The following is a 23,082-nucleotide window of genomic DNA, read 5'->3' on the forward strand; positions in this document are numbered from 1 at the left end:
TTGCATGAACTTAAATACTGACGCTATCAAGGCTGATGCCAACTTCCCGATTCTGGACACCATAGGCGCATGGGTGCCGTATGGTCGCTTTGTCGTTAACGGTGCACCGACGGGGCCGCTGGCGGGTTTGACTTTCGCCGCCAAGGATTTGTTCGATGTCGCAGGTTATCCAACTGGTGCCGGTAATCCAACCTGGCTGGCGACGCATCAGATCCCAAGCAAGAGCAGTCCCATCATCGACACATTGTTGAATGCTGGTGCGACCTTGGTGGGCAAAACGCTGACCGATGAACTGGCGTACAGCATCAATGGTGACAATGCGCATTACGGCACACCGCTCAATACCTTGGCGATAGGACGCGTGCCGGGTGGTTCATCCAGCGGATCAGCGGCGGCAGTGGCGGCCAGATTGTGCGACTTTGCGCTGGGTACTGATACTGGTGGTTCGACGCGTGTGCCAGCCAGTTATTGCGGCTTGTGGGGTTTGCGTACTACGCACGGTTTGTTGCCGAGTGCAGGCATGGTGCCGCTGAATCCCAGCTTCGATACACCGACCTGGTTGGCGCATGATGCGGATACTTTCATGCGCGTCGCCGATGTGTTGCTGCCGGAATCACCGACATCCAATTTCCGCCGCGCGATGTTGTTTGATGATGTGCTGGCGCAGGCCGATGAGGTGTTTCATGAAAAGGCCGAGCAAGTCTATGCTGCACTAGGACAAAATCTGGAGACATTCCGTACACGGGTGACGACAAACGGAACGAGCGAAGAACTGGATGAGTGGCGCTTAACATACATCAGCGCATCGGCGCGCGAAGCCTGGCAAGTACATGGCGAGTGGATAGAAAAGCATCAACCCGTTTTCGGTGCGGCAGTCGCCTCACGTTGGGAGATGGCGCGCAATACCAGCCAAGTTGCAGCCGATGCCGCAGTTGCCAGACAGGTAAAAATTCGTGCTTCCATCAGAGATATGCTGGGTACTGACGGTGTGGCTGTGATTCCATCCGCAGCCGGTGTTGCGCCGCTACTGACAGCATCCGGCGCGGAGGTGGATAATCTGCGCAGCCGTACCTTCCGCATTACCTGTGTTGCCGGTCTGGCGGGCTTGCCGCAAGTCAGCTTGCCGTTCAACTCCGCGTCGGGCTTGCCGATAGGCATATCACTGATAGGACCGGCTGGCAGCGATCGTGCTTTGATAAAGCTTGCGGTGGCACTATGGCAGCAGTTATAACAATAATCTTGTGAGAAACGACGAGCAAAAGATGGCGAAATCACCTGCCCCAATTCAGGGCATAGTTGCAGAGGCTGATCGTACGGATAGCGGTGATGCGCTGGTACTCCGTATTTATCAAACGGTATTTGACAGCGTCATGGGCCAACGCCTGAAGCCCGGCACCAAGTTGCCGGAAGCAGCGCTATGCGAATTGTTCAATGTCGGCCGGACGACAATTCAAAAAGCACTGCAAAAGCTGGCTCATGATCATATCGTCGAACTGCGTCCGAATCGTGGGGCGGTGGTGGCGATGCCGACCAAGGAAGAAACGCGACAGATTTTTGAAGCACGTCGCGCGCTGGAAACAGCGATGCTTCCGCTCGCTGTAAAAAATGCGACCAAAGCAGACATCGCCAAATTACGCGGCATGCTGGATGAAGAGCACAAGGTCATGCACACTTATAAGCAGGTGGATTGGGCGCGACTGGCATCCAACTTTCATTTGCGTGTTGCCGAGCTGTCGCACAACCCTTTGTTGCAACGTTATTTGAGTGAATTAGTGTCGCGTTGCTCGCTGATCGTTGCCTTGCACGAGCCGGGCGGTCACGCATCTTGCGAACATGACGAACATACATTGATCGTTGAATGTATAGAGCGTGGTGATGTCGAGGGTGCGACGCAAGCGATGCAGGCGCATCTCTCGGTGCTGGAAGAACGTATAGAACTGATGAATGAGAAATCAGAAAACAGTTTGGCGCGCATGCTGGGGATGAACTAAGACGGGATTTCGTCTTGGTTCATTTTTTCTCTGTGGTGCCGTGGGACTCTGCGGCCATCTTTTTCTGTGTCGCTCTCACCAGGGTTTGTACTGCGTTGAGCAAATCACCTTTAGTCGTCGCATCCTCTATAACAATTCCGTAACGTTCAGCTTCATGCTTGTGTTGCTGATCGGCGGCCTCATCCTGGTCTTCCCGGACCGTCATCGATAGTCTGATCGCATATTCCAGATTTGTTAAGCGCTCAACTAAATCAGCATGACTAGTCTCATTAACATTTTTCAAGATGTGCTCTTTTCATAGAAATAACTGGCGCACGATTTTACCAATGCCGCCATCGAGCGGGGATCGTGATTTTGAGTGATGGCATCTTGTAATTAGGAACTAAAACTACGGGAAGTGTTCTTACTCAAACGGGTGACGCCATCATTGTATGTATTTCTGGCAACTTAAAGCGAGAGTGCATCAGCAAGCGCATAGTTTCCGGTTTGTCATCTAAGGCAGCTTGTGTAAGCGGCCTGGACGGATGGGTTGTGCAGGAGTAATTTGATTTCCCTTGAAGTGTGAAGTGTCTGAATTGCATAAGAAAGAGGTAACCCATGTTACTCACATCTTTTCGTTTATTCTCAGCGCTACTGATTTCCTTACTCTTCGCGACTCCCGTCACTGCCTCGGCGCAGGATGTGGTGCTCGGCGCATCGGTACAGCTGACTGGACCGGTAGCCAATACCGGGCGTTATTACCGCGATGCCTACCAACTCGCGATCGACAAAATCAATGCAGCAGGCGGCGTCAAAATCGCCGGTCAGCAACATAAGCTAGCGCTGAAGCTGTATGACAACCAGTCCGACGTCAATCTCAGTGTGCGCCAGTACACGCAATTGATCACACAGGACAAAGTCAATCTTCTACTCGGACCATTCGCTAGTAATTTCGCACTGGCGGATTCTGCCGTGTCGGAAAAATATAAAGTGCCTATGGTGCAGGGCGGTGGTGCTTCCGACCAGATCTTTACGCGGCAATTCAAATACATATTCGGCACACTGGCACCCGCCAGTAATTACTTCGGCAGCACGATAGACATGTTGAGAGCGCTGAAGCCAGTGCCGAAAACGGTCGCACTGCTGTATGCCGATGATGCTTTCGATGTATCGGTGGCGGAAGGTACGCGGCCGAAATTGAAACAAGCCGGCTTTAATATCGTGATGGATGAGCGTTACAGCACGAACGCCACGGATTTCAATTCACTGTTGTCACAAATTAAAAGCAAAAATGTTGAAGTTGTGTTGGTTGCCGGACACGAAACTGAAATTTTGAATTTCGTGCGACAAGCCAAGAGCTTGGCTGTGGCACCGAAAATCTATTCATTTACAGTCGGCGTACCTAGTGAAGATTTCCGCAAGGCACTTGGCGCGGATGCTGATTACGCATTCGGCATGACGGCATGGTTGCCATCGGCATCGCTTAAAGATCGCTGGTTTGGTGATGCTGAAAAATTCGCGAAAGAGTACAAGGCCAAATATGGCTACGACCCTGATTACCATGCAGCGTCTGGTGTCGCTGATGTAGAAGCACTGGTACAGGCGATGGAAGATGCCAACAGCATGGATCCGCAAAAAGTGCGCGATGCACTCGCGAAGGTGAAATTCGATAGCCTGTATGGCCCGATTGCTTTCAATCAAAATGGACAGATAGATTTGCCACAGGTCGTCATTCAAGTACAGGGCAATGAGCTGGTCGAAGTTTACAACGCGAAAGGTTTCGTCAAGCAACCGAAATATCCGATGCCGGCCTGGAATGCACGTAAGTAAGGGCGGCCTGCCATGGACCTGCTCGCGCAAATCCTCGTCAACGGGGTACTGTTAGGCGGACTGTATGCGGTGATGGCGCTGGGTCTGGCGCTGGTGTGGGGTGTGCTGAATATCGTTAATTTGGCACACGGCGCCTTCATCATGCTGGGCGCTTACGCTTCCTGGTATCTCTACACTTATCTGCACATTGATCCCTTCATCGGCTTGCCGCTCACGGCACTGATCATGTTCGGGTTCGGCTATGTGTTGCAGCGTGGACTATTAAATCTGGTCATACGCGCGCCGATGTTCAACACCTTGCTGATCACCTTCGGGCTGGAAGTCGTATTGACCTATCTGGCGCAAATCATGTTCTCGGCAGATTTCCGCACTATCAATCCCAGCTATGCCGGTAACAGTCTGCAATGGGGACCGGTGGTGGTGCCGGTAGTGCGTCTGGCCGCTTTTGGCGCAGCGATTATCTTGACGGTGGGCATGTGGCTGTTCTTGCTGCATACGCGGCTCGGACTGGCTATACGTGCCACTGCGCAAAATCTTCTTGCGGCGCGCCTGTACGGTGTGGAGCCACGTCATCTGTATGCCACCACGTTTGCACTCGGTCTTGCTCTGGCCGGTGCTGCCGGCGGACTGTATGGCACCGTGTCGCAGATCAATCCATACATCGGTGCCACGCTGACGGCCAAATCATTTGCGATTGCGATTATCGGTGGCCTCGACAATCCGCTAGGGGTGTTGGTGGGTGGTTTGTTTTTGGGGATAGTGGAATCGCTGACTGCGCTTTACATCGGCCCTACGTATTCCGACGTCGCCAGTTTCGGCATTTTGGTGCTGGTGCTGATACTGCGTCCTAGCGGTTTGTTGGGGAGAGCCGCGTGAAAGGATTACGCATAGGGTTGATTTTGGTGGCACTGGTGATTCTGGCTGGCGTGCCTTGGTATGGTTCAGATGTGTTGGTGCAGTTTGGCATCAACGCTTTATTGCTGGCGGTATTGGCGCAAGGCTGGAACATCATCGGCGGCTATGCCGGTTACGCTTCGTTTGGCAATTCCGTGTTCTTCGGTCTAGGTAGTTATGGTGTGGCGATTGCGATGGTGCAATGGCATCTACCATTCGGCGTCGGCATGGTGTTTGGCGTGGTGCTGGCAGTGATTTTTGCGGTGCTGCTGGGTTTGCCGGTGCTGCGTTTGCGTGGTCATTATTTTGCGATTGCGACGCTGGCCTTGTCGCAGGTGATGACCGCTATCGTCTCCAACATTGGCGTCGCTGGGCAGAATATCGGCCTGGTGTTGCCGCCGCTGAATAACGATCCCTTGTTTTACGAATTGTCGCTGGGTTTGCTGGTGGTCGCGACTTTGACGATATTCTGGCTGACGCGCAGTCGCTTCGGCTTTGGCTTAATCGCAATACGAGAGAACGAAGAAGGTGCGGCGGTGATGGGCGTCAACACCACTTTGTACAAGGTATTGGCGTTTGCATTGTCTGGCGTATTCAGTGCGCTGGCCGGTGGCATACACACTTACTGGATTACCTTCCTTGATCCGGTCAGCGCCTTCGACATCAGCCTCAACGTCAAGATGATCATCATGGCGGTGTTCGGTGGCGCAGGAACAATATTCGGGCCTATCGTCGGCGCCTTGTCGCTATCTGCCATTTCAGAAATTCTGTCGAGTGAAGTGACCAGCATTGCCGGCTTGTTCTTCGGCATAGTGATAGTCGTCGCGGTGGTGCTGATGCCGCGTGGTCTGGCCGACATGCTGCGACGATTCCGCAAAGTCGGCTGGCGCTATTTCATTGAAAACATTCGATCGCATCGACTATGAGTACGCTACTGGAAGTCCGCCATGTCACCAGACGTTTTGCCGGTTTGATTGCCGTCAACGACGTTGATTTTTCCTTGGCGCAAGGTGAAATTTTGGGCTTGATCGGCCCCAATGGTGCCGGCAAGACCACGCTGGTGAGCTTGATCAGCGGCACGCTGGCACCCAGCTCCGGCGACGTACTGTTTCAGGGCGAGTCGATTACTGCCGTGCCTGCATATCGTCGGGCGCGCTTGGGCATAGGTCGGACCTTTCAAATCATGCGGCCGTTTCCAGGCTTGTCGGTGCTGGACAATGTGGCGGTTGGTGCCTTGTTCGGACGCGATGGCGGTCAAGCCAAATTGGGATTGGCGCGTGAACAGGCGCGCGCTTGTCTTGATTTCGTCGGTTTGGGAAAAAATGTAGATCAGCGCGCAGATGAACTTGGTGGTCCAGGTCGCAAACGTCTGGAGTTGGCGAAAGCCTTGGCGATGCAGCCGAAAATTTTATTGTGCGATGAAGTGATGGCCGGCTTGAATCATGTCGAAATTGAAGAAGTGATCGAAGTCATCCGCAAGGTGCGCACACAAGGCATCAGCATTCTGGTGATCGAACATGTGATCAAGGCGATCAAAAGTCTATCTGATCGTTTGCTGGTATTGCATCACGGTGAAAAAATTGCCGAAGGTACGCCGGATGTAGTGTTGTCGAATCCGGCAGTGATACAGGCGTATTTGGGAAGGAAACGCGAATGAGCAGCGTTCTGCAAGATGGATTGCAAGAGCCGCGCGCTATGCCGCATCGTGCTCCCTTGCTCAAAGTCGCAGGACTGTCCGCCGGCTATGGCGAAATGCCGGTGTTGCATGACATTGCCCTGGAAATTTACCCGGCAGAAATGGTCGCACTGGTCGGCAGCAACGGTGCCGGCAAGACGACCTTGCTGCGGGCGCTGTCGCGCATGTTGTCGTGTAATGGCAGTATTCAATTGAATGGGCATGAGCTGGTGAGCATGACGCCGGATCAGGTGTTTGCTCTCGGCCTTGTGCAAGTCCCGGAAGGGCGTCAGTTATTCGACCGCATGTCGGTGCAAGACAATCTGTTGATGGGGAGTTACAAGCGCCGAGACAAGGCGGAGTTGATGCGCGATCTGGAACGCATGTACACCTTGTTCCCGCGTTTGGCAGAACGGCGGAAGCAACTGGCCGGCAATATGTCGGGCGGTGAACAACAGATGTGTGCGATGGCACGGGCCTTGATGGCCAAGCCGGTGTTGATGATGATAGACGAGATGAGTCTGGGTCTGGCGCCGGTCGTGGTGGATCAGCTGATGGAAATATTGGCTGCGATACAGCAAGACGGCGTGACCGTGTTACTGGTCGAGCAGGATGTGCAACTCGCCCTATCCGGAGCCGATCGCGGCTACGTGATGGAAACTGGTCGCATCGTGCATGAAGGTTTGGCCAAAGTGCTGATCGATGATCCAGCGGTACAGCGCGCTTATCTGGGCGTTTGACTGTACCGCTGTCGCAAGATTTTCAGGACTCAGTGCATGAGTACCTTAAAGTGACTTCACTCGGATCTGCAAACAATTGCGTAGGCACTTTGAAAACACCGCGTCCGATCAAGCCTATCTCTGCAGCTTGATCGAGAATGGCGAGGTTGACCATGGGCGAGCAATCTCTGCTCAGGATGTTGGTTAAGTCCACCATGCCACTGCGAGCATTCAATACCTGGGATCGATGCGCGTGCAAATCGCTGGGTAAAAATTCTTTCCAGTCATTGGCCAGCGTCGGTACATAAGCCAGTGCCTGTGCACCCAGCCCGCAGAAATCGATGACGGCGCTGTCGCCTATCGCACCAAGCGCCACCGTGTTTTCATATCCCTTGAATCGCGTACCTTGCGGTGGCGTTGCAGGAATGGTTTGCCATTCATTTGTTTCGCGCAGACGATAACCGAAAACCTGTCCATTGCCACCTGCAGCAACGATGTGTCCGGTCTGTTCCAGGCGCAATGCACATGCCGCCATCAAAATTGGCAGCACGAAACCCGGATTGGCCAGTATGACCTGGCGATCTTGGCTGCCTAGTGCATGGAGTTGTGCGGTCAGTGCAGTATTGGCGCGGGCTGTGAGTGCATGACATTCTTCCCCACCGAGCAAAGCGTAGTGTATCGGCGTGGATAAGGTGATGGCCTGGTGCTTCACTATCGGCTTTAATACATGCATGCCAAATTGTGAAAGTAGCTGCAAATGCGCGCGTGAACTTGCGTTCGGTTTACCGAAACGCAGGGCGGGTGCGGTACCTTCGACCATGGGCGCATAACGCGTTGCGCCCTTGTTTTTGACGACGAATAGCGGCATCGAGGCAGACACTACTTGCGCCAGTGGTGTGACGACTCCGTGATCCTGAGCCGGCATCAGTATGACCTTGCCCTGATCAAGCAATTGCGCTGCTGCTTCATGATGTTCTGCCAGTCCTTCAAACAACAAGGCTTCCATCGCAGCTTGCCTGATCGATGCAGGCATTTCACCTACCAGCGGTGGACCGGCATGCAGCAGTACATCGGCGGGCAAATCAGGTAGCGCCTGGGAGCGCAACACAACATCCGTCCAGAGTATGTCGTGAAAGCGGTTTGCGATCAGTGCGATTTCATCGTCGAGACTGGCTGTGTTCATGCTTGTTCTCCGTGAGTGATCAATCCGTGATGTGACTATGTAACTTGTGTGCTGCATGTAGAACGATTTCGTCGCAACCGCGACCACCGATGATGGATAGACCGACTGGCGCACCGTTGATCTGGATCCACGGCATGCTGAGTTGCGGCAGACCGACCAGTCCGGCGATACAGAGAAACTGTTGTGAACGCATGCGTATATCGTTGACCTGCGCGCTGTCTGCCGTGAGTAGTGGAGCCGGTGTGGGCACGGTTGGAATGACGATGACCTTGTGCTGGTCATCAAGAATCTGGTTCAGTGCGCTGATGGCCGCAATTCTGACTTCTTGCGCCGCGCGCACTTGCGCTGTCGTCACGCTGGCAGCGATGTCGAAGCGTTGACGAATATCGAGCCCCAATTCACTTGCATGCTGCGTAACCCACAAGCCATGTTCCATCCACGCTTCGGATGCTTGCAGGATGCGAAAGGCTGCAGCCCAGGCTGTCAGATTCAATGCGCTTGTTACTGCGACAAAATCTGTTTGTTGATTTTTCAGCGCACTAAAAGCATGGAGTACAGCAGGATCCAGCAAGCTGTTGATGCCGTCATCGTTGAGAGTCAGAAATGTCGCCGGCATGCTGGTGGCATCTGCATGTGCCAATGCGCAGAAGGTTTGCTCCAGGTGTTCCAGCGTATTGGCAAACCAGCCGACCGTATCAAAACTGTGTGCCAGCGTGAGGCAACCATGCCCGGACAGACGGCCATGCGTAGGTCGCATACCCCATACGCCGCAATAGCTGGCTGGCAACCGGATCGAGCCGCCGCAATCTGTGCCGAGTGCGATATCAGCCAGACCCGCTGCGACGGCTGCTACCGAACCGGATGATGAACCACCCGGCAAGCGATCCGGACTGGCGGGATTGCGCGGTACGCCGTAATGCGCGTTGATGCCGGCCAGGCTGTAGGTGAGTTCGTCGGTCAGTGTTTTACCCACGAAGGTGGCACCGTCAGACAAAAGCCGCTCTACCGCTGCAGCATGTTTTTTTGCCACAGGGTTGCCGGACAGCCAGACCGGATTACCTGCACCGGTACGCGTGCCGGCGATGTCGAATACATCCTTGACTGCAAAGCGCAGGTTTTTCAATTTGTTGCCCAGCGGGCGATGTGCCTGCAAGGCATGACCAAAAGCTTCAGCCAGAAAGGCACCGCCGGTATTCGGTTGTAACTGATTGCTCAATGGCGTGTTCATTTGCTTTCCATCCAGCTCACGTGCGCGGCGACCACATGCCAGCCATCGGGAAATTTCACCCAGGTTTGGGTTTGTCTGCCGATGCGCGATTCACCAGCCTTGGTAAAGGTGATGTTCGCAACTGCACAATCCGTACCGAAGGTGGTGATATGTCGACTGGTGACGGTGCGTGCCAAATTGGCGGAAGGGCGTTGCAGGCGAAATGCTTGAATCGCATCAAAGCTGACCAGGTTTTCGCCTGCGCCATAACGCAAAGTGGCAGCATCGTTCCAGAACAGCTCATCGAGCTTCACCACGTCATTGCCTACCAGCGCCTTCTCGTAGGCATCGAAGACCTGTTCAACTTCCTGCAGGGTAAGGGGCTGATTAACTTTCATCATGCAGCCTTGGCGACCGGAAGGATGGCGGCATTGGCATCGAAACGTTCGCCATTGCGATAACAGAATGCAGGATGCAACATGCGTTCGGTAATGACTTGTGTACCTTCGTTGTCATGCATTACCCAGCGTCCGCGCAGATCATCGAGCACACTGACGTCTGCCACGCTGCCGACTTTGAGCGTGCCGATTTCATCTTCCATACGCGCCAGTTTTGCCGCATTGTTGGTAACCATGGCAACGACATGATTGAGCGGGATGCCGAGTGCCAGCATGCTACTCATGGCCGATACCAGACTGAAACGTTCATTGCCCTTGAAGATATGCACGCTTTCATCAGGATGCCAGGACGGTGTACCGGCTGGTGGTGGCACGATGGTGTTGTAGCCATGCATGTCGGCACCCAAGGTGTCGGGCATGACGCCGGCGTCCAGTACGATGCGCGCGGTTTTGAAGCTGAAGTGCGAGCCATGGCCAACGTCGATCTTCAGACCACGTGCAATTGCTTCATTGACCATAGGATGGAGCTTGCCATTGAGCTCAACGAAGCCACCCGGGTGACGACTGAATGGGTGCGCCAAGATGTCGCCTGGTTTCAGCATGTCGACCACTTGATTGAAAATATTGTCAGGATTGACTGGCGAACCACCATCTTCAGGCTTGGGCCAGAGTTGGCCGAAGTGTATATAGACTGGTAGTTCTGCTTCGCGTCCGATCTGTGCGGCGATACGCATGACGTCAACGCCCCAACGCGCAAAACCGCCTATCTCCGCGTGTGCTTTCAGCCCGCGCACAATATCGCGGTTCTTTTTGGCGGCGGTAACGGTCGCTTCCACGTCCAGGCAATCCGGGCGATAGAGCTCAGGGTAGTAATGGCCTTCCAGACCGCCAACCAGATAGGCCGACATATATGACAGCACACGTGTCTTCGAAGGTTCGATCACGTATTGGCGGAAACCGGGCAGGGTGATGCAGCTGGCGCCGCCTTGGTCGACCAAGGTCGTCACGCCGGAATACACGCCGCACATATCGGCATTGAGGCCAAAACGGCCAGTGACGCCTTGATACACATGGCCATGTGTATCGATCAGACCAGGCAGTACCAGCTTGTCACGACAGTCGACTATGGTCGTATTGCTATCTGGTGGTGTGATGTCACGGTCTACTGCGGCGATGGTGCCATCCTTGATCAATACATCAAAAATACCGTCGCGATTGGCTGCTGGATCGATGACGTGGCCACCTTTGAGAATAATATGATTCATGGCAATCCTTCCTGGTTGAGATAATATGTGGTGCACCTCATATTCTATGCTAACTTTAAATAAATGTGGTGTGCCACATTTATAATCTATTTATATTTATTGGCTCTAAAGCGGATTCACATATACTTCTGGTTTGCGGCAGACCGGATTCCATCCAGTTCTTTTATATACCTTGACCATCCATGAACATGATTGAAGAAGCAGCTTTTCCCTTTCTGACGAGTGAAATGGAGTCAGTACAGGCACGATCCCTGTTGCTGACACGTCCTGGATTCCTGATTCGTCGGCTACATCAGATCCACAGCGCATTGTTCATGGAAGAGACAGAGGAATACAACATCACGCCGGTGCAATACAGTCTGTTGACGGCGCTGGAAGAGTATGGCGAGCTGGATCAGAACTCACTCGCACACCATATCGGTCTGGAACGTACCAGCGTGGCGGAAGTATTGCCGCGTCTGGAGCAGCGCGAGTTGATCGCGCGCAGCCAGTCTGAGCACGACAAGCGCGTCAAGTACGTCAAGCTATCCCGCAAAGGGCGTGCGCTGGTCAAAAAAATGCGTCCTGCCGTACAGAAGGCACATGACCGCACTATCGAAAATCTCTCGCCGGAAGAGCGCCAGCTGTTCATTCTTCTGATGGTGAGGTTGGTCGATTCCGAAGCCACAGATCGCGTGCCTTTACTCAAAGCGCGCTAAAACTTTTCTCTCTTTTTAAATTTCGCCGCATTGCAGTGCAGCGTGCATATTCTCATTCACTTTGAGATGATTCATCACGTTTGTTGTACATGCGCATGGTCGCTTGCTGCGCGCGATGATGTGCTTCGTTAAGATTTCGTTGCGAGCAAAAATGGTGCGTACATAAAAATGGTTTTGCACTTTTTTGAGACAAAATTTTTCCAATTTGATGCAAATGCTGCGATTTTCATGTACAACAACAAATATCGCTCTTCATTCAAGAACATTGTTTGATAAAAGTCTAATAAATGTGCTGTACCACATATATTGAAATGCAATAAATTTTATTGTAATCAATGACTTGAGTAGCGTAATATCTGACATGTCTGCATGGTTGGCATGGTCATTGCTAAAGGTATTTCGTGAATTCTATGTATGTGGACGCAGCATAAAAAAACGCATTTTGAAGTTGATGTGCAGTATTCAGTATCGCGGCTTTGCACAGTGTTCTATCAGGCAGAACACTTGGAAATAAAATCGTAGTACAGCGCAAAGGAGGTGAAAAATAATTCATGCTCGTAATGCAAAAATGAATGACACATGGCTATATAAATGTGGTATGCCACATAATTATTAGGGACGCGAATGAGTTGAATTTTAATTTCAACTTCCGGCAATGTTCAGGAGAAATTGATGAATGATCTGGTGATGCCCGAATTGCTGATACAAGCCGGTGCCGATCAAGGAATTGGTCGCGAGGTATTGCGCAAAGAGGACAAGCGGCTGTTGTTGGGCCAAGGCAAATATGTCGGCGATATGCGCATGCCGGATATGGTTGAAGTGGCTTTTGTCCGTTCACCGGTTGCGCATGCGCGCCTTGGACAGATCGAAAAGCCGGAAGGCATGGCACATCTGGTCTACACCATGGAGGACATGAAGGACGTACGTCCTATCGTCGCAACCTCCTCTTTACCCGGTTTCAAACGCTCCGCCCAATATCCACTTGCACAAGACAAGGTGCGCCATGTCGGCGAACTGGTTGCTGCCTGTATCGGCACTGACCGCGCTTGTGCCGAAGATGTCGCGGCAAGTGTAGTTGTCGATTATCAGGAATTACCTGTACTGGCCGATATGTACGGCACCTTGGACAGCGATGCGCGTGTGCATGATGACTGGAGTGAAAACGTCTTTGCAGAAACCAATGTTGATCGCCGTGTGAGCGCAACTGAGGAAGCAGTACACAGCGTCAGTCGCAAATTGCGCATGGCGCGCCAATGCATGGCGCCGATGGAAGGTCGTGCGGTTCTGTGCTGGTGGGATACCCGCGTAGATCAACTGATCATGTACACAGCCGCGCAAGTGCCGCATATCAATCGCACCGGTCTGGCCGAATGTCTGGGATTGGATGAAGGACAGATACGCGTCATTTCGCCAGACGTAGGCGGCGGCTTCGGTTACAAGGGCATTTTGCTGCCAGAAGAAATTTGCTGCGCCTGGCTGGCAATACATCTGAAGCGTCCAGTGCGCTGGCTGGAAGACAGACGCGAGCAGTTGAGTGCCAATGCGAACTGCCGCGAACATGGCTATGACATAGCCGTAGATGTGACGCACGAAGGAAGACTGGCCGGCATACGTTGCGATGCCGTGGTTGATTCAGGCGCTTATTCCTCTTATCCATTTAGCGCCTGTCTGGAAGGAGCCCAGATCGGTTCTATCTTGCCTGGCCCATATGTAATGGATAGCTTTGTGTGTCGCACACGTTCGGCCGCCACCAACAAACCACCTATCTTGCCGTATCGCGGCGTAGCACGTACCGGCGTCTGCTTCGCGCTTGAAGTGATGCTGGATATCGCGGCACGCGAACTAGGCATAGAGCCGCATGTATTGCGCGCCAAGAGTTTGGTGCCTGCATCGGCCATGCCGTACTGCAATATCACCAACAAGCTATTTGATTCCGGCGATTACACAACTTGCATGAACAAGGCAGTGGCAGCGATCGACTGGGACGGTTGGCGTGCACGGCAAAAAGAACGTCATGCGGCCAATGGCGATGACGCCGCGCAGAAGCGCCTCGGCCTCGGCATGGCGGTGTTCTGCGAACAGGGCGCACACGGCACCTCCGTTTATCACGGCTGGGGCATACCGATGGTGCCGGGTTACGAACAATGCACGGCACGCTTTACACCTGATGGCATTCTTGAATTACGTATTGGCGTGCACTCGCACGGCCAAGGTCTGGAAACTTCAATGGCGCAAGTCGCGCATACGGTACTCGGTATTGATATCGCAAAAGTGCGGGTGATCCACGGGGATACCGGCATGACGCCATATTCCACTGGTACCTGGGGTTCGCGCTGCGCGGTGATGGCAGGCGGTGCAGTCGGTACAGCATGTGAACAATTGGCCGAACGCATCAAAGCGATCGCCGGTGTTTTGCTCGATACCGATGCCAGCTTGGTCGGTTTGAAAGACGGCACAGTCGGCGTGCAAGACAGCATCAAGCGTGTGTCGCTGGCAGAGATTGCACACACCTGGTATCGCGCCCCACAAAAATTGCCAGTCGGCTCAGTCGATCCGGGTGGACTGGAAGTCGTCGCCGGTTACAAGATGATGCCGGATGCGGGCACGTTCAGCTATGCCTGTCATACCTGCGTGATCGAGGTAGATACCGCCACCGGTCATGTCGCAATTCTCGATTACGTCATTTGTGAAGATGGTGGCGTCTTGCTGAATCCGATGATCGTCGACGGCCAGATTTATGGCGGCTTGGCACAGGGCATCGGTACCGCACTGTACGAAGAGATGCCATTCGATAGCGAAGGTCAGCCATTGGCATCGACTCTGCAAGATTATCTGTTGCCAGGTGCGGGAGAAATGCCGCCGACCAGATTGCTGCACATGGAAACCCCAAGTCCGAACAGCAAATACGGACAAAAAGGAATCGGCGAAGGCGGTGCCATTGCACCACCGGCTGCCATCATCAACGGCATCAACGATGCACTCTACGCACTCGGTGCAGAGCTGACGCAATGTCCTGCCAATCCGCGTCGCGTGCTGGAAGCATTGGCGGCTGCCAAGAAGGAGGCACGCGCATGAAACCTTCCGCCTACAGTTTGACCTGTACTGATGATCTCGCTCAAGCGAGCGCGCTGCTGGCCGAAGGTGGCTGGGGCAGCAAACCTGTCGCCGGATGTCAGTCGTTGGGTGCGATGCTGAACTTGCGTTTGGCGCAGCCAGACACGCTGCTTGATCTTGATGCGTTTGAATCCTTGCGTGCAGTCAGCGATACCGGTAATGCGATTCGCTACGGTGCGATGACGACGCATGCTTCGATAGAAGACAAGCGCGTACTTGATCCTAGTCAGGGCTTGATGCCGTTCGTCGCACGCGGCATTGCCTATCGCGCGGTGCGTAATCGCGGCACGCTGGGCGGCAGTCTTTGTCATGCCGATCCTGCGGCTGACTGGATCAGCACTATGCCTTTGCTGGGCGCAACACTCCATGTACTTGGCCCTGCTGGTCAGCGCGATATCGCAGCCCGCGATTTCATGACCTCTGCTTATGAAACACAACTGGTAGACGGCGAAATATTGATCGCCGTCAGCGTGTCAAAACGCACGAGCGGCATGCAATGGTCGTATCACAAGTTATGTCGCAAGACAGGTGAACTGGCGCATGCCATGGCATCAGGTATGCGCGATGCCAGCGATGGTACGGAGCGCGTGGTGTTGGGTGCGCTGGATGGCGCACCGCAAGTAGTTGAACGCCCGGGTCTGATGACGGATTTGCTGCAAGCGACAGTACGTGAACAGATCGTGATGCAGGCCGCACCAGATCTTGAACTTGATCGTCGCCAGTCTCTGATGGAGATGTTGAGGTTGGTGGCATTGGATATGGGGAAAACACGATGAGCGCATTACCTATTGAATTCCCAGCGGTAGAAACTACCGACGTACAGCTGAACATCAATGATCGCTGCTACCAATTGAAGCTGCAACCGCGCACGCATCTCGCCGATGCCTTGCGTGATCACTGCGGACTGACAGCTACGCATGTCGGCTGCGAGCAAGGCGTCTGTGGCGCTTGCACTATCGAAGTCGATGGCGCGCCACAACGTAGCTGTCTGCAATCGGCCAAGCGTTTCGAAGGCAAACAAATTCGTACGCTGGAAGCTTTCGATAACGATCCCGTCATGGCACAACTGCGTGCCGCATTCTCGGCCGAGCATGCACTGCAGTGCGGCTATTGCACACCGGGCATGTTGATGACGGCACGCGACATCGTCACGCGTTTGCCCCAAGCCGATGAGGCGCGGGTATGCGAAGAATTGGCGGGCAATCTGTGCCGCTGCACCGGTTACTTCGGCATCGTCCGCGCCATCTTAAGTGTGTTGCGTGTACGAGCACTATCAGTTTCATCACAGGAGAACATTCATGCAGCTTGAACAATCGTTTCACATCGCAGCATCGACTGACGTTGTCTGGAAAGCTTTTCACGATATTGAGTTGCTGGTGGATTGTTTGCCTGGAGCCTCGATTAATACTGCCGCGACGGCCAGCGAAGAGGGTGCAATTCCTCTGCTGTTCAAGGTCAAGTTGGGCCCTATCGCGGCTGGCTTTTCCGGACAGGGGCGATTGAATCTGGATGAAGCATCGAATAGCGGCGCGATAGTCGGCACCGCAGTCGATGCCCGCAGCAATAGCCGTGTAAAAGGTGAAGCGCATTTTTTAGTCACCGCAGCACCAGATGGCGGCACCAATGTGCAGGTCAAGGTTGATCACACCATTACCGGTTCGCTCGCGCAGTTCAGTCGCGAAGGCATCGTGCGTGCACTTGCTGAACAATTGACCAAACAGTTTGCAGAAAACTTGCAGGCGCGTTTGCCTCAGCCAGCAGCAGCGGGCGATGTGCATGGCAGTGGTGTATCCGACATGGCATCGGCTAGACCTGCCGCGCCGCGCGCCGCACAGAGAGATACCTCTTCGATAGACCTCTGGACTTTGCTCAAGGCTTGGCTGTCCGGTTTGTTTTCCAGTCGTCGAAATTAAACACACTTCATCAATCACTTATTTACTCCCTCACTTCGGACACAAGGATACTCATCATGAATTGGCAAATTTCAAAATCCCTGGCGGCCTCTATCGGCTTCGCCATGTTTGCAGCGACTTCCGCTTATGCGCAAGAGACCATCAAAATCGGCGTGACCGAACCATTGACGGGACCTGTTGCAGCGTCCGGTACCTATGTCACCAACGGCGCACGTATTGCCGCCGATTACATCAACAAGAATGGCGGTGTGCTGGGTAAGAAGATTCAGCTTGTCATTGAAGACAACAAGTCGAATCCGCGTGAAGCCGTCAACTCGGTAGAGAAATTGATTTTGAAAGATAAGGTTCCTGTCCTGATGGGTGCATGGAGTTCCACCTTCACGCTCGCGATCATGCCTAAACTGACTGAATATGGTGTGCCGCTGGTAGTGGAAACAGCATCGTCGAGCAAGATCACGACCGCAGGTAATCCATGGGTGTTCCGCACCAGCCCAACCTCTGCGATGGAAGCACAGGCATTTGCCAAGTTGATCGACGGTTACAGCCCAGCGATCAAGAAAGTCGATTTCCTGGCAGTGAACAATGACTGGGGCCTGGGCGCTGCAGCCGAGTTCAAGAAAATGCTGGAAGCCAAAGGCATCGCCATCGGTCGTACCGAAACCATGACACCAGACATGACCGATCTTTCCGCGCAGCTGGCTTCGTTGAAGGGTAGCGGTTCCGACACCGTGATCGTGACCTCAGGTATCGAACAATTGACACTGGCGATTCGTCAAGCCGGCGAACAACGTCTGCCACAACGCATCATTACAACCGGTGGCTCGTTTCCAGAGCCACTGTTGAAGACACCTGGCCCTAAAGGTTATGTCAGTCAGCATCTGTTGTTCTTCGCACCGTGGGCACCTGAGCGTGCCAAGCATCCTGCCATTGCCAAGGCATTTATGGATGGCTGGAAAACACGTGGCTTGGAATTCGCTGGTCAGACCGAAGGCTTCCGTGGCTTTGACGCGATTCTGACAATTGCTGAAGCGATCAAGATTGCCGGCAAGGCAGAACCTGCAGCCATCCGTGATGCGCTGTGGAAGGTACAAGTCCAAGGCGCTAACGGCGATGTCGCCTTCAGCAAGGAAGGTCCTGCTGGCAAGGAGAGTGGTCAAGCTGCACCGAATGTCTACGTCGTCGAACTGAAAGACGGCCAAGTCACGGTCAAGTAATGCATAGCGTGCGGGGTTGCGTGTTGCGACTTCGCTCTCTCTCACCTACACGTGGGTAGTGCGTGACACTTGCTTGATCGCACCGCTTGCCGGAGGAATCCTGTGGACCAATTATTACAGCATACGCTCAACGCTCTCGTGCTGGGCTCGACGTACGCCTTGCTCGGGATCGGCCTGACACTGATCTTCGGGATCATGCGGGTAGTGAACTTTGCGCATGGCGAATTGTATGCACTCGGTGCGTATGTCGCTTATGGCGTGGTTGCCATGTTCGGCATGAATTTTTTCGGCTCGCTGATAGTCGCTGCCATCGTCGGCTTCCTGTTAGGTTCGGCGATTGAATACTTCCTTTTGCGTCGTCGTGATCTGAAGGCGATCGATGAAGTCATGCTGATCATGATCGGTGTGATGATCATCATGCAGAACGCGGAATTGCTGATGTGGGGCGGCGTCGCTAAATCTGTGCCTTCACCATTCAGCCAGGAACCTATCGTGTGGGGCGCGATTTCTGTTTCCCCGATACGTCTGTTCGTATTGGCGACAGCCGTAGCTTTGCTGGTGATTTTCTATCTGTTGATCGAGCGTTCGCGTCTTGGTTTGGCGATGCGGGCCACCTTCCAGGACAAGGATGCAGCCAAGATCGTCGGCGTGAATGTGTCGCACATGTACACGCTGACCTTTGCGCTGGGTTCCTGTCTCGCTTCGGTAGCGGGTGCCTTGCTGGCTCCGGTATTCGTTGTGACGCCGACCATGGGCGATCTCGCGAGTTTGAAAGCATTTGCCATCGTTATTCTCGGCGGGCTAGGTAATCTGCCTGGCGCAGCTTTGGGCGGATTCGTGCTGGCTATCGTTGAAGAGTTTGGTGCCGGTTATATCTCCACTGCCTATCGCGATGCACTGGGCTTTCTTGTCATTCTTGGGGTCATGATTTTCCGCCCACAAGGCTTGTTTACCGTCCGGGAAAGGGTAGGTTGATCATGAAAAAGAAAATCACTTTTCTTGTCTCTGTGTTGGCACTGGCTCTTCTGCCATTGGTCTGGCCTGATCCATATCTGCTGTCGGTCGTAGCCTCGGCAGGTATCTTCATCATCGCCGCCATTAGTCTGAATCTGTTGCTGGGTTTTACCGGGCAACTGAGTCTCGGACATGTGGCCTTCTTCGGCCTGGGGGCGTACACGACTTCACTCATGTCGCTGGGCTTTGATGTCACCTTGTGGGGTATGACTACGCCGCTGGTAGTTGATCCCAAACCGGTCTGGCTCTCCTTCATCTGCGGCATCGGAGTTGCTGCCATCTGCGGTTGGCTGCTCGGCAAACTGGCCTTCCGTGTGCGTGGTGCCTACTTCGTGATTGTCACGATCAGCTTTGCCCAAGTCACACGCATGGTTGCGCTGAACTGGGTTGATCTGACAGAAGGTCCGATGGCATTGAACAGCATTCCAGCGCTGACGATGTGGGTGCCGGGCGAAGGCGTGATCGATCTGGTCAGCAAGGCGTCGACTTACTGGTTGGTGTTGGGCATAGGCGTACTGTCCTATCTGCTGGTCGCTGCCATGGTTCACAGCCGCGTCGGTCGCGCCATGATCGCCTTGCGTGAAAACGAAGTGCTGGCGCGTTCTGTCGGCATACGCGTGACCCACTATCTCGGCATCGCCACCATTTTTGCCGCTGGTATTGCTGGTGCAGCAGGTGGACTGTATGCGCATACGGTTCGGATTATTGATCCGGATGTCTTCATGTTTATGTTCACCATCATGATGGTCATCATGGTCATCGTCGGTGGCAAGGGCACGCTGGCAGGCCCGGTGGTTGGTGGCTTGTTGTTCGGTCTGCTGCCCGAGGTATTGCGCGGCGTGGTCTCGCCTGAAATTCAGTGGATGATTTACGGTGTGCTGATGATCGCCGTACTGGTCTACATGCCTAAAGGTGTGGTGCCATCGGCCGGTAATCTGCTGCGTCGTTATTCTTCAAAAGCCTTGAAAGAGCAGGCACCTGTTGTGCGGAGGAAAACAGCATGAGCCAAATGAATACAACTCCCGCGCTGGAACTCGAAGGCGTGACCATGCGTATCGCCGGCCTGACTGCGGTGGATAACGCCAGCTTCTCCGTACCGGCCGGCAAGATCGTCAGTCTGATCGGCCCTAATGGTGCCGGCAAAACGACGACCTATAACGTGATTTCCGGCTATATGAAACCGACTTCTGGTCGGGTCAAATTGTTCGGTCATGACATTACCGGCCTGGCACCGGAACAAATTTCGCAGCTAGGTTTGGTACGCAGCTTTCAGCGCACCAGCATCTTCTCGGCTTGTACGGTAGCGGAAAATATACTCACGGCCTTGCATTTGAAAGGGGAGTGCGGCGTACTGCACGCCTTGTTGCGGACGCAGAAATTCCGTCGTGAAGAAGCTGATTTGAAGTCGCAGGCAAATGACTTGCTGGCCTTTCTTGGATTGGGCGCGAGAGCCAATACCCTGGCATCCAATCTGTCCTACGGTGAACAGCGGTTACTGGGCGTAGGCCTCGCGCTTGCCGCCAAGCCCAAGGTGTTATTGCTGGATGAACCGGCTGCAGGTTTGAATCCTTCAGAGACAGAAGCCTTCAAGGACATGGTCAGACGCATAGGCCAGAGCGGTGTCACCGTGCTGCTGGTTGAACATGACATGCACATGGTGATGTCGATTTCAGATCACATCGTGGTGTTGAACTATGGGCGTTTGATCGCCACTGGTTCGCCATCGGAAATTCAGAATGACCCTGAAGTCATTCGCGCTTATCTTGGATCGGGGATTGAACATGCTGAAGCTTGAAGAAATCACCGTACGCTACGGAGCCACCACTGGTGTTAACAAGATTTCGCTGGAAGTAAATGAAGGCGAAATCGTCACCCTGATCGGTGCCAACGGCGCAGGCAAGTCAACTACGCTGCGTGCCATCAACGGACTGGAGCCGCTGGCACATGGCAGTATCCGCATGAATGGTCACTTGGTATCAGGCGCTTCGCCGGCACAGATCATCGATCATGGCATTTCACATTGCCCAGAAGGACGACGTGTTTTCCCGCAACTGACGGTGCGTGAAAACATGGAGATGGGCGCGTATCGACGCAAGGATAAGACGAGCGTGCGCGACGATATGGAGCGCATGTTCGACAAGTTCCCACGCTTGCGTGAACGCGTACAGCAGGTTGCAGGCACGCTGTCCGGCGGCGAGCAGCAGATGCTGGCGATTGCCCGCGCATTGATGTCACGTCCAAGACTGGTGATGTTTGACGAACCATCACTGGGACTGGCACCGAATATCGTCGAGCAAATCTTCAACCTGATTAAAGAGATACGCAGCGAAGGAACGACGGTGCTGATCGTGGAGCAGAATGCTTATGCCGCGCTCGCCATGTCTGACCGTGGCTATCTGCTGGAAAACGGTCATATCGTGACACACGGTACTTCCGCAGAAATGCGTGCCAATCCGGAAATTCGTCGCGCCTATCTGGGCGGATAAGGAGTTCTGATGGAAAACCTCGACCTGATCGTGCTGCGTACCTTGCGTGACTGGCGTCTGCAAGGAAAGAACGCCGTACTCGCCACCGTAACGCGAACCTGGGGCGCGTCACCGCGACCGGTGGGTTCGCTGATGGCCTTGTGCGAAACGGGCAGTGTGGTTGGGTCGGTTTCTGGTGGTTGTATCGAGGATGACTTGATTGCGCGCTTCGCAACTTGGGAGAAGTTTGTCACTGAGGAAGGAACAGCGCGTCGTCCGCAATGGGATTGTTACGGTTTATCCGCTGATGAAGCGCATCGATTTGGACTTCCTTGTGGCGGTACGCTGGAACTGCTGCTGGAGTTCAATGCAGATGCGGCTGTGCTCGATCAACTAGTCCAGCAACTGGAGGACGGCGCGCTGGTACAACGCAGCATTGATCTTGCCAGTGGACGCGTCACATTGATTCCGGCAGAGCGCCCATCTGCATTGACCGTCACCAAACATGAAGTAAAAGCTGTCTTCGGGCCAGGCTATCGGATGTTGTTGATAGGCGCGGGACAACTCACTGAATATCTGGCGACGATGGCCGTGTTCAGCGGTTTCGCCGTGACAGTCTGTGACCCGCGTGAAGAATATCGGCGTGGCTGGGCAGTACCGAATGTTCGTTTCATCGAAGGCATGCCGGATGATGCCGTGATCGCGATGAAACTGGATCAACGTAGTTGTGTCGTCGCGTTGACCCATGACCCCAAGCTTGATGATATGGCGCTGATCGAAGCATTGGCGAGTTCCGCATTTTATGTGGGTGCCATCGGTAGTCGACGCAACAATACCGCACGCAGAATGCGACTTGCCGAGCATTTCGAACTAAGTGATGAACGCCTGGCAAGGTTGCACGGCCCGGTTGGTATTTACATCGGCAGCAAGACACCATCCGAAATCGCCATCAGCATCATGGCAGAGGTCGTCGCGGCCAAGAACGGTGTGCAGCGCTCGGATCTCGACGTGGCGAGCAACAAGCAGAAGCAGGACGTTGATATGTCGCCGGTCGCGGCATGACTTTGTCTTAAAGAAGTGTAGATTTTTGAAACGTCGAGATGAATGGTCTTTATAGCTGCAAGTTCTCTTGAATGCTTGCAGTTAGCTGATTGCGGACATAATCAGGGCTTCTTTCTATTAACCCAAAGCCCACCAAATGAATGTGAGGCATACGCCAGCACAGCCTAAATACAGACCGACAGATGCTACTCTGGCAAGAATGATGAGGTTCCTTAATTCAATGTCTTTTAACATCTCACGTGAAGTTTCCCCCCCATACATACTTCGTCCGAAGTGACGTTCCAATCCCATGCTGTGTGATTGCATACCATGAACGATCAAGTGTAAAACTACGTCTTGCCAAAACCAGATGAAACAGTTTTTCTCGAATTAGTTGCCTTGCAATAATCGACGCTCCAAATAGCGCCATGCATATCCAGCAAAAAGTGAGGGAAAAATCATCAATAGTCATATCAAATCAA

Annotated in this window: 23 protein-coding genes; 18 read left to right on the plus strand and 5 right to left on the minus strand. The window is 53.6% G+C overall.

All coding sequences use genetic code 11. From position 1 onward, the window contains the following. The first annotated feature begins 4 nt into the window (after positions 1-4). Positions 5-1,231: an amidase gene (locus tag BQ6873_RS12745; RefSeq protein ID WP_076592979.1), complete on the plus strand. Its 1,227-nt coding sequence runs from the start codon at positions 5-7 to the stop codon at positions 1,229-1,231. Positions 1,232-1,262: 31 nt separating this feature from the next. After that, positions 1,263-1,991 (plus strand): GntR family transcriptional regulator, encoded by a 729-nt coding sequence (locus tag BQ6873_RS12750; RefSeq protein WP_076592980.1) that lies wholly within the window; start codon positions 1,263-1,265, stop codon positions 1,989-1,991. A 19-nt stretch (positions 1,992-2,010) separates the two neighbouring features. On the opposite strand, the gene BQ6873_RS12755 is transcribed toward BQ6873_RS12750, so the two are convergent. Beyond that, on the minus strand, positions 2,011-2,274 hold the full coding sequence (locus tag BQ6873_RS12755) for a hypothetical protein (protein ID WP_231949333.1): 264 nt from the start codon (positions 2,272-2,274) through the stop codon (positions 2,011-2,013). A gap of 314 nt (positions 2,275-2,588) precedes the next feature. Between BQ6873_RS12755 and BQ6873_RS12760 the strand changes: the two genes are divergently transcribed. Genes BQ6873_RS12760 through BQ6873_RS12780 form a run of 5 tightly spaced genes read left to right on the plus strand, consistent with a single transcriptional unit; the run spans position 2,589 to position 7,109 of the window. Continuing rightward, the gene (locus BQ6873_RS12760; protein WP_076592982.1) at positions 2,589-3,800 is read left to right on the plus strand and encodes an amino acid ABC transporter substrate-binding protein; all 1,212 of its coding nucleotides are present in this window, start codon (positions 2,589-2,591) and stop codon (positions 3,798-3,800) included. Positions 3,801-3,812: 12 nt separating this feature from the next. Next, a complete protein-coding gene (locus BQ6873_RS12765) occupies positions 3,813-4,676 on the plus strand; it encodes a branched-chain amino acid ABC transporter permease (protein ID WP_076592983.1) in 864 nt (287 codons plus the stop codon). Further along, the gene (locus BQ6873_RS12770) at positions 4,673-5,620 is read left to right on the plus strand and encodes a branched-chain amino acid ABC transporter permease (RefSeq protein ID WP_076592984.1); all 948 of its coding nucleotides are present in this window, start codon (positions 4,673-4,675) and stop codon (positions 5,618-5,620) included. The genes BQ6873_RS12765 and BQ6873_RS12770 overlap by 4 nt, the downstream gene beginning before the upstream one ends. Further along, positions 5,617-6,351, plus strand: coding sequence for an ABC transporter ATP-binding protein (locus BQ6873_RS12775; protein ID WP_076592985.1), 735 nt, complete (start codon positions 5,617-5,619; stop codon positions 6,349-6,351). The genes BQ6873_RS12770 and BQ6873_RS12775 overlap by 4 nt, the downstream gene beginning before the upstream one ends. Then, positions 6,348-7,109 carry an ABC transporter ATP-binding protein gene (locus BQ6873_RS12780; RefSeq protein WP_231949334.1) on the plus strand — a complete coding sequence of 254 codons (762 nt, stop codon included), beginning with the start codon at positions 6,348-6,350 and terminating at the stop codon, positions 7,107-7,109. The genes BQ6873_RS12775 and BQ6873_RS12780 overlap by 4 nt, the downstream gene beginning before the upstream one ends. A 22-nt stretch (positions 7,110-7,131) precedes the next feature. On the opposite strand, the gene BQ6873_RS12785 is transcribed toward BQ6873_RS12780, so the two are convergent. From BQ6873_RS12785 to BQ6873_RS12800, 4 genes are read right to left on the minus strand one after another with little or no spacing between them, the layout of a single operon-like run. After that, entirely contained in the window at positions 7,132-8,271 is a 1,140-nt protein-coding gene (locus BQ6873_RS12785; protein WP_157889163.1) for an oxamate carbamoyltransferase subunit AllG family protein, read from the minus strand. Positions 8,272-8,290: 19 nt separating this feature from the next. Beyond that, the gene (locus BQ6873_RS12790) at positions 8,291-9,499 is read right to left on the minus strand and encodes an amidase (protein WP_076592986.1); all 1,209 of its coding nucleotides are present in this window, start codon (positions 9,497-9,499) and stop codon (positions 8,291-8,293) included. Then, the gene (hpxZ, locus tag BQ6873_RS12795) at positions 9,496-9,876 is read right to left on the minus strand and encodes an oxalurate catabolism protein HpxZ (protein WP_173830623.1); all 381 of its coding nucleotides are present in this window, start codon (positions 9,874-9,876) and stop codon (positions 9,496-9,498) included. Before hpxZ ends, BQ6873_RS12790 begins: the two co-directional genes overlap by 4 nt. Further along, entirely contained in the window at positions 9,876-11,141 is a 1,266-nt protein-coding gene (locus BQ6873_RS12800) for an amidohydrolase/deacetylase family metallohydrolase (RefSeq protein WP_076592988.1), read from the minus strand. The genes hpxZ and BQ6873_RS12800 overlap by 1 nt, the downstream gene beginning before the upstream one ends. Positions 11,142-11,323: 182 nt before the next feature. Between BQ6873_RS12800 and BQ6873_RS12805 the strand changes: the two genes are divergently transcribed. The 11 genes from BQ6873_RS12805 to BQ6873_RS12860 all read left to right on the plus strand — a co-directional run bounded on the left by BQ6873_RS12805 (position 11,324) and on the right by BQ6873_RS12860 (position 22,621). Beyond that, positions 11,324-11,839, plus strand: coding sequence for a MarR family winged helix-turn-helix transcriptional regulator (locus tag BQ6873_RS12805; RefSeq protein WP_157889164.1), 516 nt, complete (start codon positions 11,324-11,326; stop codon positions 11,837-11,839). 672 nt (positions 11,840-12,511) lie between these two features. Further along, positions 12,512-14,914: a xanthine dehydrogenase family protein molybdopterin-binding subunit gene (locus tag BQ6873_RS12815; protein ID WP_231949335.1), complete on the plus strand. Its 2,403-nt coding sequence runs from the start codon at positions 12,512-12,514 to the stop codon at positions 14,912-14,914. After that, positions 14,911-15,729 (plus strand): FAD binding domain-containing protein, encoded by an 819-nt coding sequence (locus tag BQ6873_RS12820; protein WP_076592990.1) that lies wholly within the window; start codon positions 14,911-14,913, stop codon positions 15,727-15,729. The genes BQ6873_RS12815 and BQ6873_RS12820 overlap by 4 nt, the downstream gene beginning before the upstream one ends. Then, positions 15,726-16,262 carry a (2Fe-2S)-binding protein gene (locus tag BQ6873_RS12825; protein WP_076592991.1) on the plus strand — a complete coding sequence of 179 codons (537 nt, stop codon included), beginning with the start codon at positions 15,726-15,728 and terminating at the stop codon, positions 16,260-16,262. Before BQ6873_RS12820 ends, BQ6873_RS12825 begins: the two co-directional genes overlap by 4 nt. After that, the gene (locus tag BQ6873_RS12830) at positions 16,252-16,866 is read left to right on the plus strand and encodes an SRPBCC family protein (RefSeq protein WP_076592992.1); all 615 of its coding nucleotides are present in this window, start codon (positions 16,252-16,254) and stop codon (positions 16,864-16,866) included. The genes BQ6873_RS12825 and BQ6873_RS12830 overlap by 11 nt, the downstream gene beginning before the upstream one ends. A gap of 56 nt (positions 16,867-16,922) precedes the next feature. Beyond that, positions 16,923-18,080: an ABC transporter substrate-binding protein gene (locus BQ6873_RS12835; RefSeq protein ID WP_076592993.1), complete on the plus strand. Its 1,158-nt coding sequence runs from the start codon at positions 16,923-16,925 to the stop codon at positions 18,078-18,080. A gap of 102 nt (positions 18,081-18,182) precedes the next feature. After that, a complete protein-coding gene (locus tag BQ6873_RS12840; protein WP_076592994.1) occupies positions 18,183-19,055 on the plus strand; it encodes a branched-chain amino acid ABC transporter permease in 873 nt (290 codons plus the stop codon). A 2-nt stretch (positions 19,056-19,057) separates the two neighbouring features. Continuing rightward, positions 19,058-20,098, plus strand: a complete 1,041-nt coding sequence (locus BQ6873_RS12845; RefSeq protein WP_076592995.1) for a branched-chain amino acid ABC transporter permease — start codon at positions 19,058-19,060, stop codon at positions 20,096-20,098. After that, positions 20,095-20,889 carry an ABC transporter ATP-binding protein gene (locus tag BQ6873_RS12850; RefSeq protein WP_076592996.1) on the plus strand — a complete coding sequence of 265 codons (795 nt, stop codon included), beginning with the start codon at positions 20,095-20,097 and terminating at the stop codon, positions 20,887-20,889. The genes BQ6873_RS12845 and BQ6873_RS12850 overlap by 4 nt, the downstream gene beginning before the upstream one ends. Continuing rightward, on the plus strand, positions 20,876-21,580 hold the full coding sequence (locus BQ6873_RS12855; protein ID WP_076592997.1) for an ABC transporter ATP-binding protein: 705 nt from the start codon (positions 20,876-20,878) through the stop codon (positions 21,578-21,580). The genes BQ6873_RS12850 and BQ6873_RS12855 overlap by 14 nt, the downstream gene beginning before the upstream one ends. Before the next feature lie 9 nt (positions 21,581-21,589). Next, complete coding sequence (locus BQ6873_RS12860) at positions 21,590-22,621, plus strand: XdhC family protein (protein ID WP_076592998.1); 1,032 nt, start codon at positions 21,590-21,592, stop codon at positions 22,619-22,621. Positions 22,622-23,082: the final 461 nt, after the last annotated feature.

The organism is Herminiimonas arsenitoxidans, from assembly GCF_900130075.1.
GTDB lineage: Bacteria > Pseudomonadota > Gammaproteobacteria > Burkholderiales > Burkholderiaceae_D > Oxalicibacterium > Oxalicibacterium arsenitoxidans.

Excerpts from the sequence above, each read along its gene's own strand:
- BQ6873_RS12850 (WP_076592996.1), top strand. The coding sequence starts at position 20,095 with ATGAGCCAAATGAATACAACTCCCGCGCTGGAACTCGAAGGCGTGACC.
- BQ6873_RS12845 (WP_076592995.1), top strand. The coding sequence starts at position 19,058 with ATGAAAAAGAAAATCACTTTTCTTGTCTCTGTGTTGGCACTGGCTCTT.
- BQ6873_RS12775 (WP_076592985.1), top strand. The coding sequence starts at position 5,617 with ATGAGTACGCTACTGGAAGTCCGCCATGTCACCAGACGTTTTGCCGGT.
- BQ6873_RS12820 (WP_076592990.1), top strand. The coding sequence starts at position 14,911 with ATGAAACCTTCCGCCTACAGTTTGACCTGTACTGATGATCTCGCTCAA.
- BQ6873_RS12780 (WP_231949334.1), top strand. The coding sequence starts at position 6,348 with ATGAGCAGCGTTCTGCAAGATGGATTGCAAGAGCCGCGCGCTATGCCG.
- BQ6873_RS12855 (WP_076592997.1), top strand. The coding sequence starts at position 20,876 with ATGCTGAAGCTTGAAGAAATCACCGTACGCTACGGAGCCACCACTGGT.
- BQ6873_RS12765 (WP_076592983.1), top strand. The coding sequence starts at position 3,813 with ATGGACCTGCTCGCGCAAATCCTCGTCAACGGGGTACTGTTAGGCGGA.
- hpxZ (WP_173830623.1), bottom strand. The coding sequence starts at position 9,876 with ATGAAAGTTAATCAGCCCCTTACCCTGCAGGAAGTTGAACAGGTCTTC.
- BQ6873_RS12760 (WP_076592982.1), top strand. The coding sequence starts at position 2,589 with ATGTTACTCACATCTTTTCGTTTATTCTCAGCGCTACTGATTTCCTTA.
- BQ6873_RS12830 (WP_076592992.1), top strand. The coding sequence starts at position 16,252 with ATGCAGCTTGAACAATCGTTTCACATCGCAGCATCGACTGACGTTGTC.
- BQ6873_RS12860 (WP_076592998.1), top strand. The coding sequence starts at position 21,590 with ATGGAAAACCTCGACCTGATCGTGCTGCGTACCTTGCGTGACTGGCGT.
- BQ6873_RS12800 (WP_076592988.1), bottom strand. The coding sequence starts at position 11,141 with ATGAATCATATTATTCTCAAAGGTGGCCACGTCATCGATCCAGCAGCC.
- BQ6873_RS12825 (WP_076592991.1), top strand. The coding sequence starts at position 15,726 with ATGAGCGCATTACCTATTGAATTCCCAGCGGTAGAAACTACCGACGTA.
- BQ6873_RS12805 (WP_157889164.1), top strand. The coding sequence starts at position 11,324 with ATGAACATGATTGAAGAAGCAGCTTTTCCCTTTCTGACGAGTGAAATG.
- BQ6873_RS12815 (WP_231949335.1), top strand. The coding sequence starts at position 12,512 with ATGAATGATCTGGTGATGCCCGAATTGCTGATACAAGCCGGTGCCGAT.
- BQ6873_RS12785 (WP_157889163.1), bottom strand. The coding sequence starts at position 8,271 with ATGAACACAGCCAGTCTCGACGATGAAATCGCACTGATCGCAAACCGC.
- BQ6873_RS12790 (WP_076592986.1), bottom strand. The coding sequence starts at position 9,499 with ATGAACACGCCATTGAGCAATCAGTTACAACCGAATACCGGCGGTGCC.
- BQ6873_RS12745 (WP_076592979.1), top strand. The coding sequence starts at position 5 with ATGAACTTAAATACTGACGCTATCAAGGCTGATGCCAACTTCCCGATT.
- BQ6873_RS12835 (WP_076592993.1), top strand. The coding sequence starts at position 16,923 with ATGAATTGGCAAATTTCAAAATCCCTGGCGGCCTCTATCGGCTTCGCC.
- BQ6873_RS12750 (WP_076592980.1), top strand. The coding sequence starts at position 1,263 with ATGGCGAAATCACCTGCCCCAATTCAGGGCATAGTTGCAGAGGCTGAT.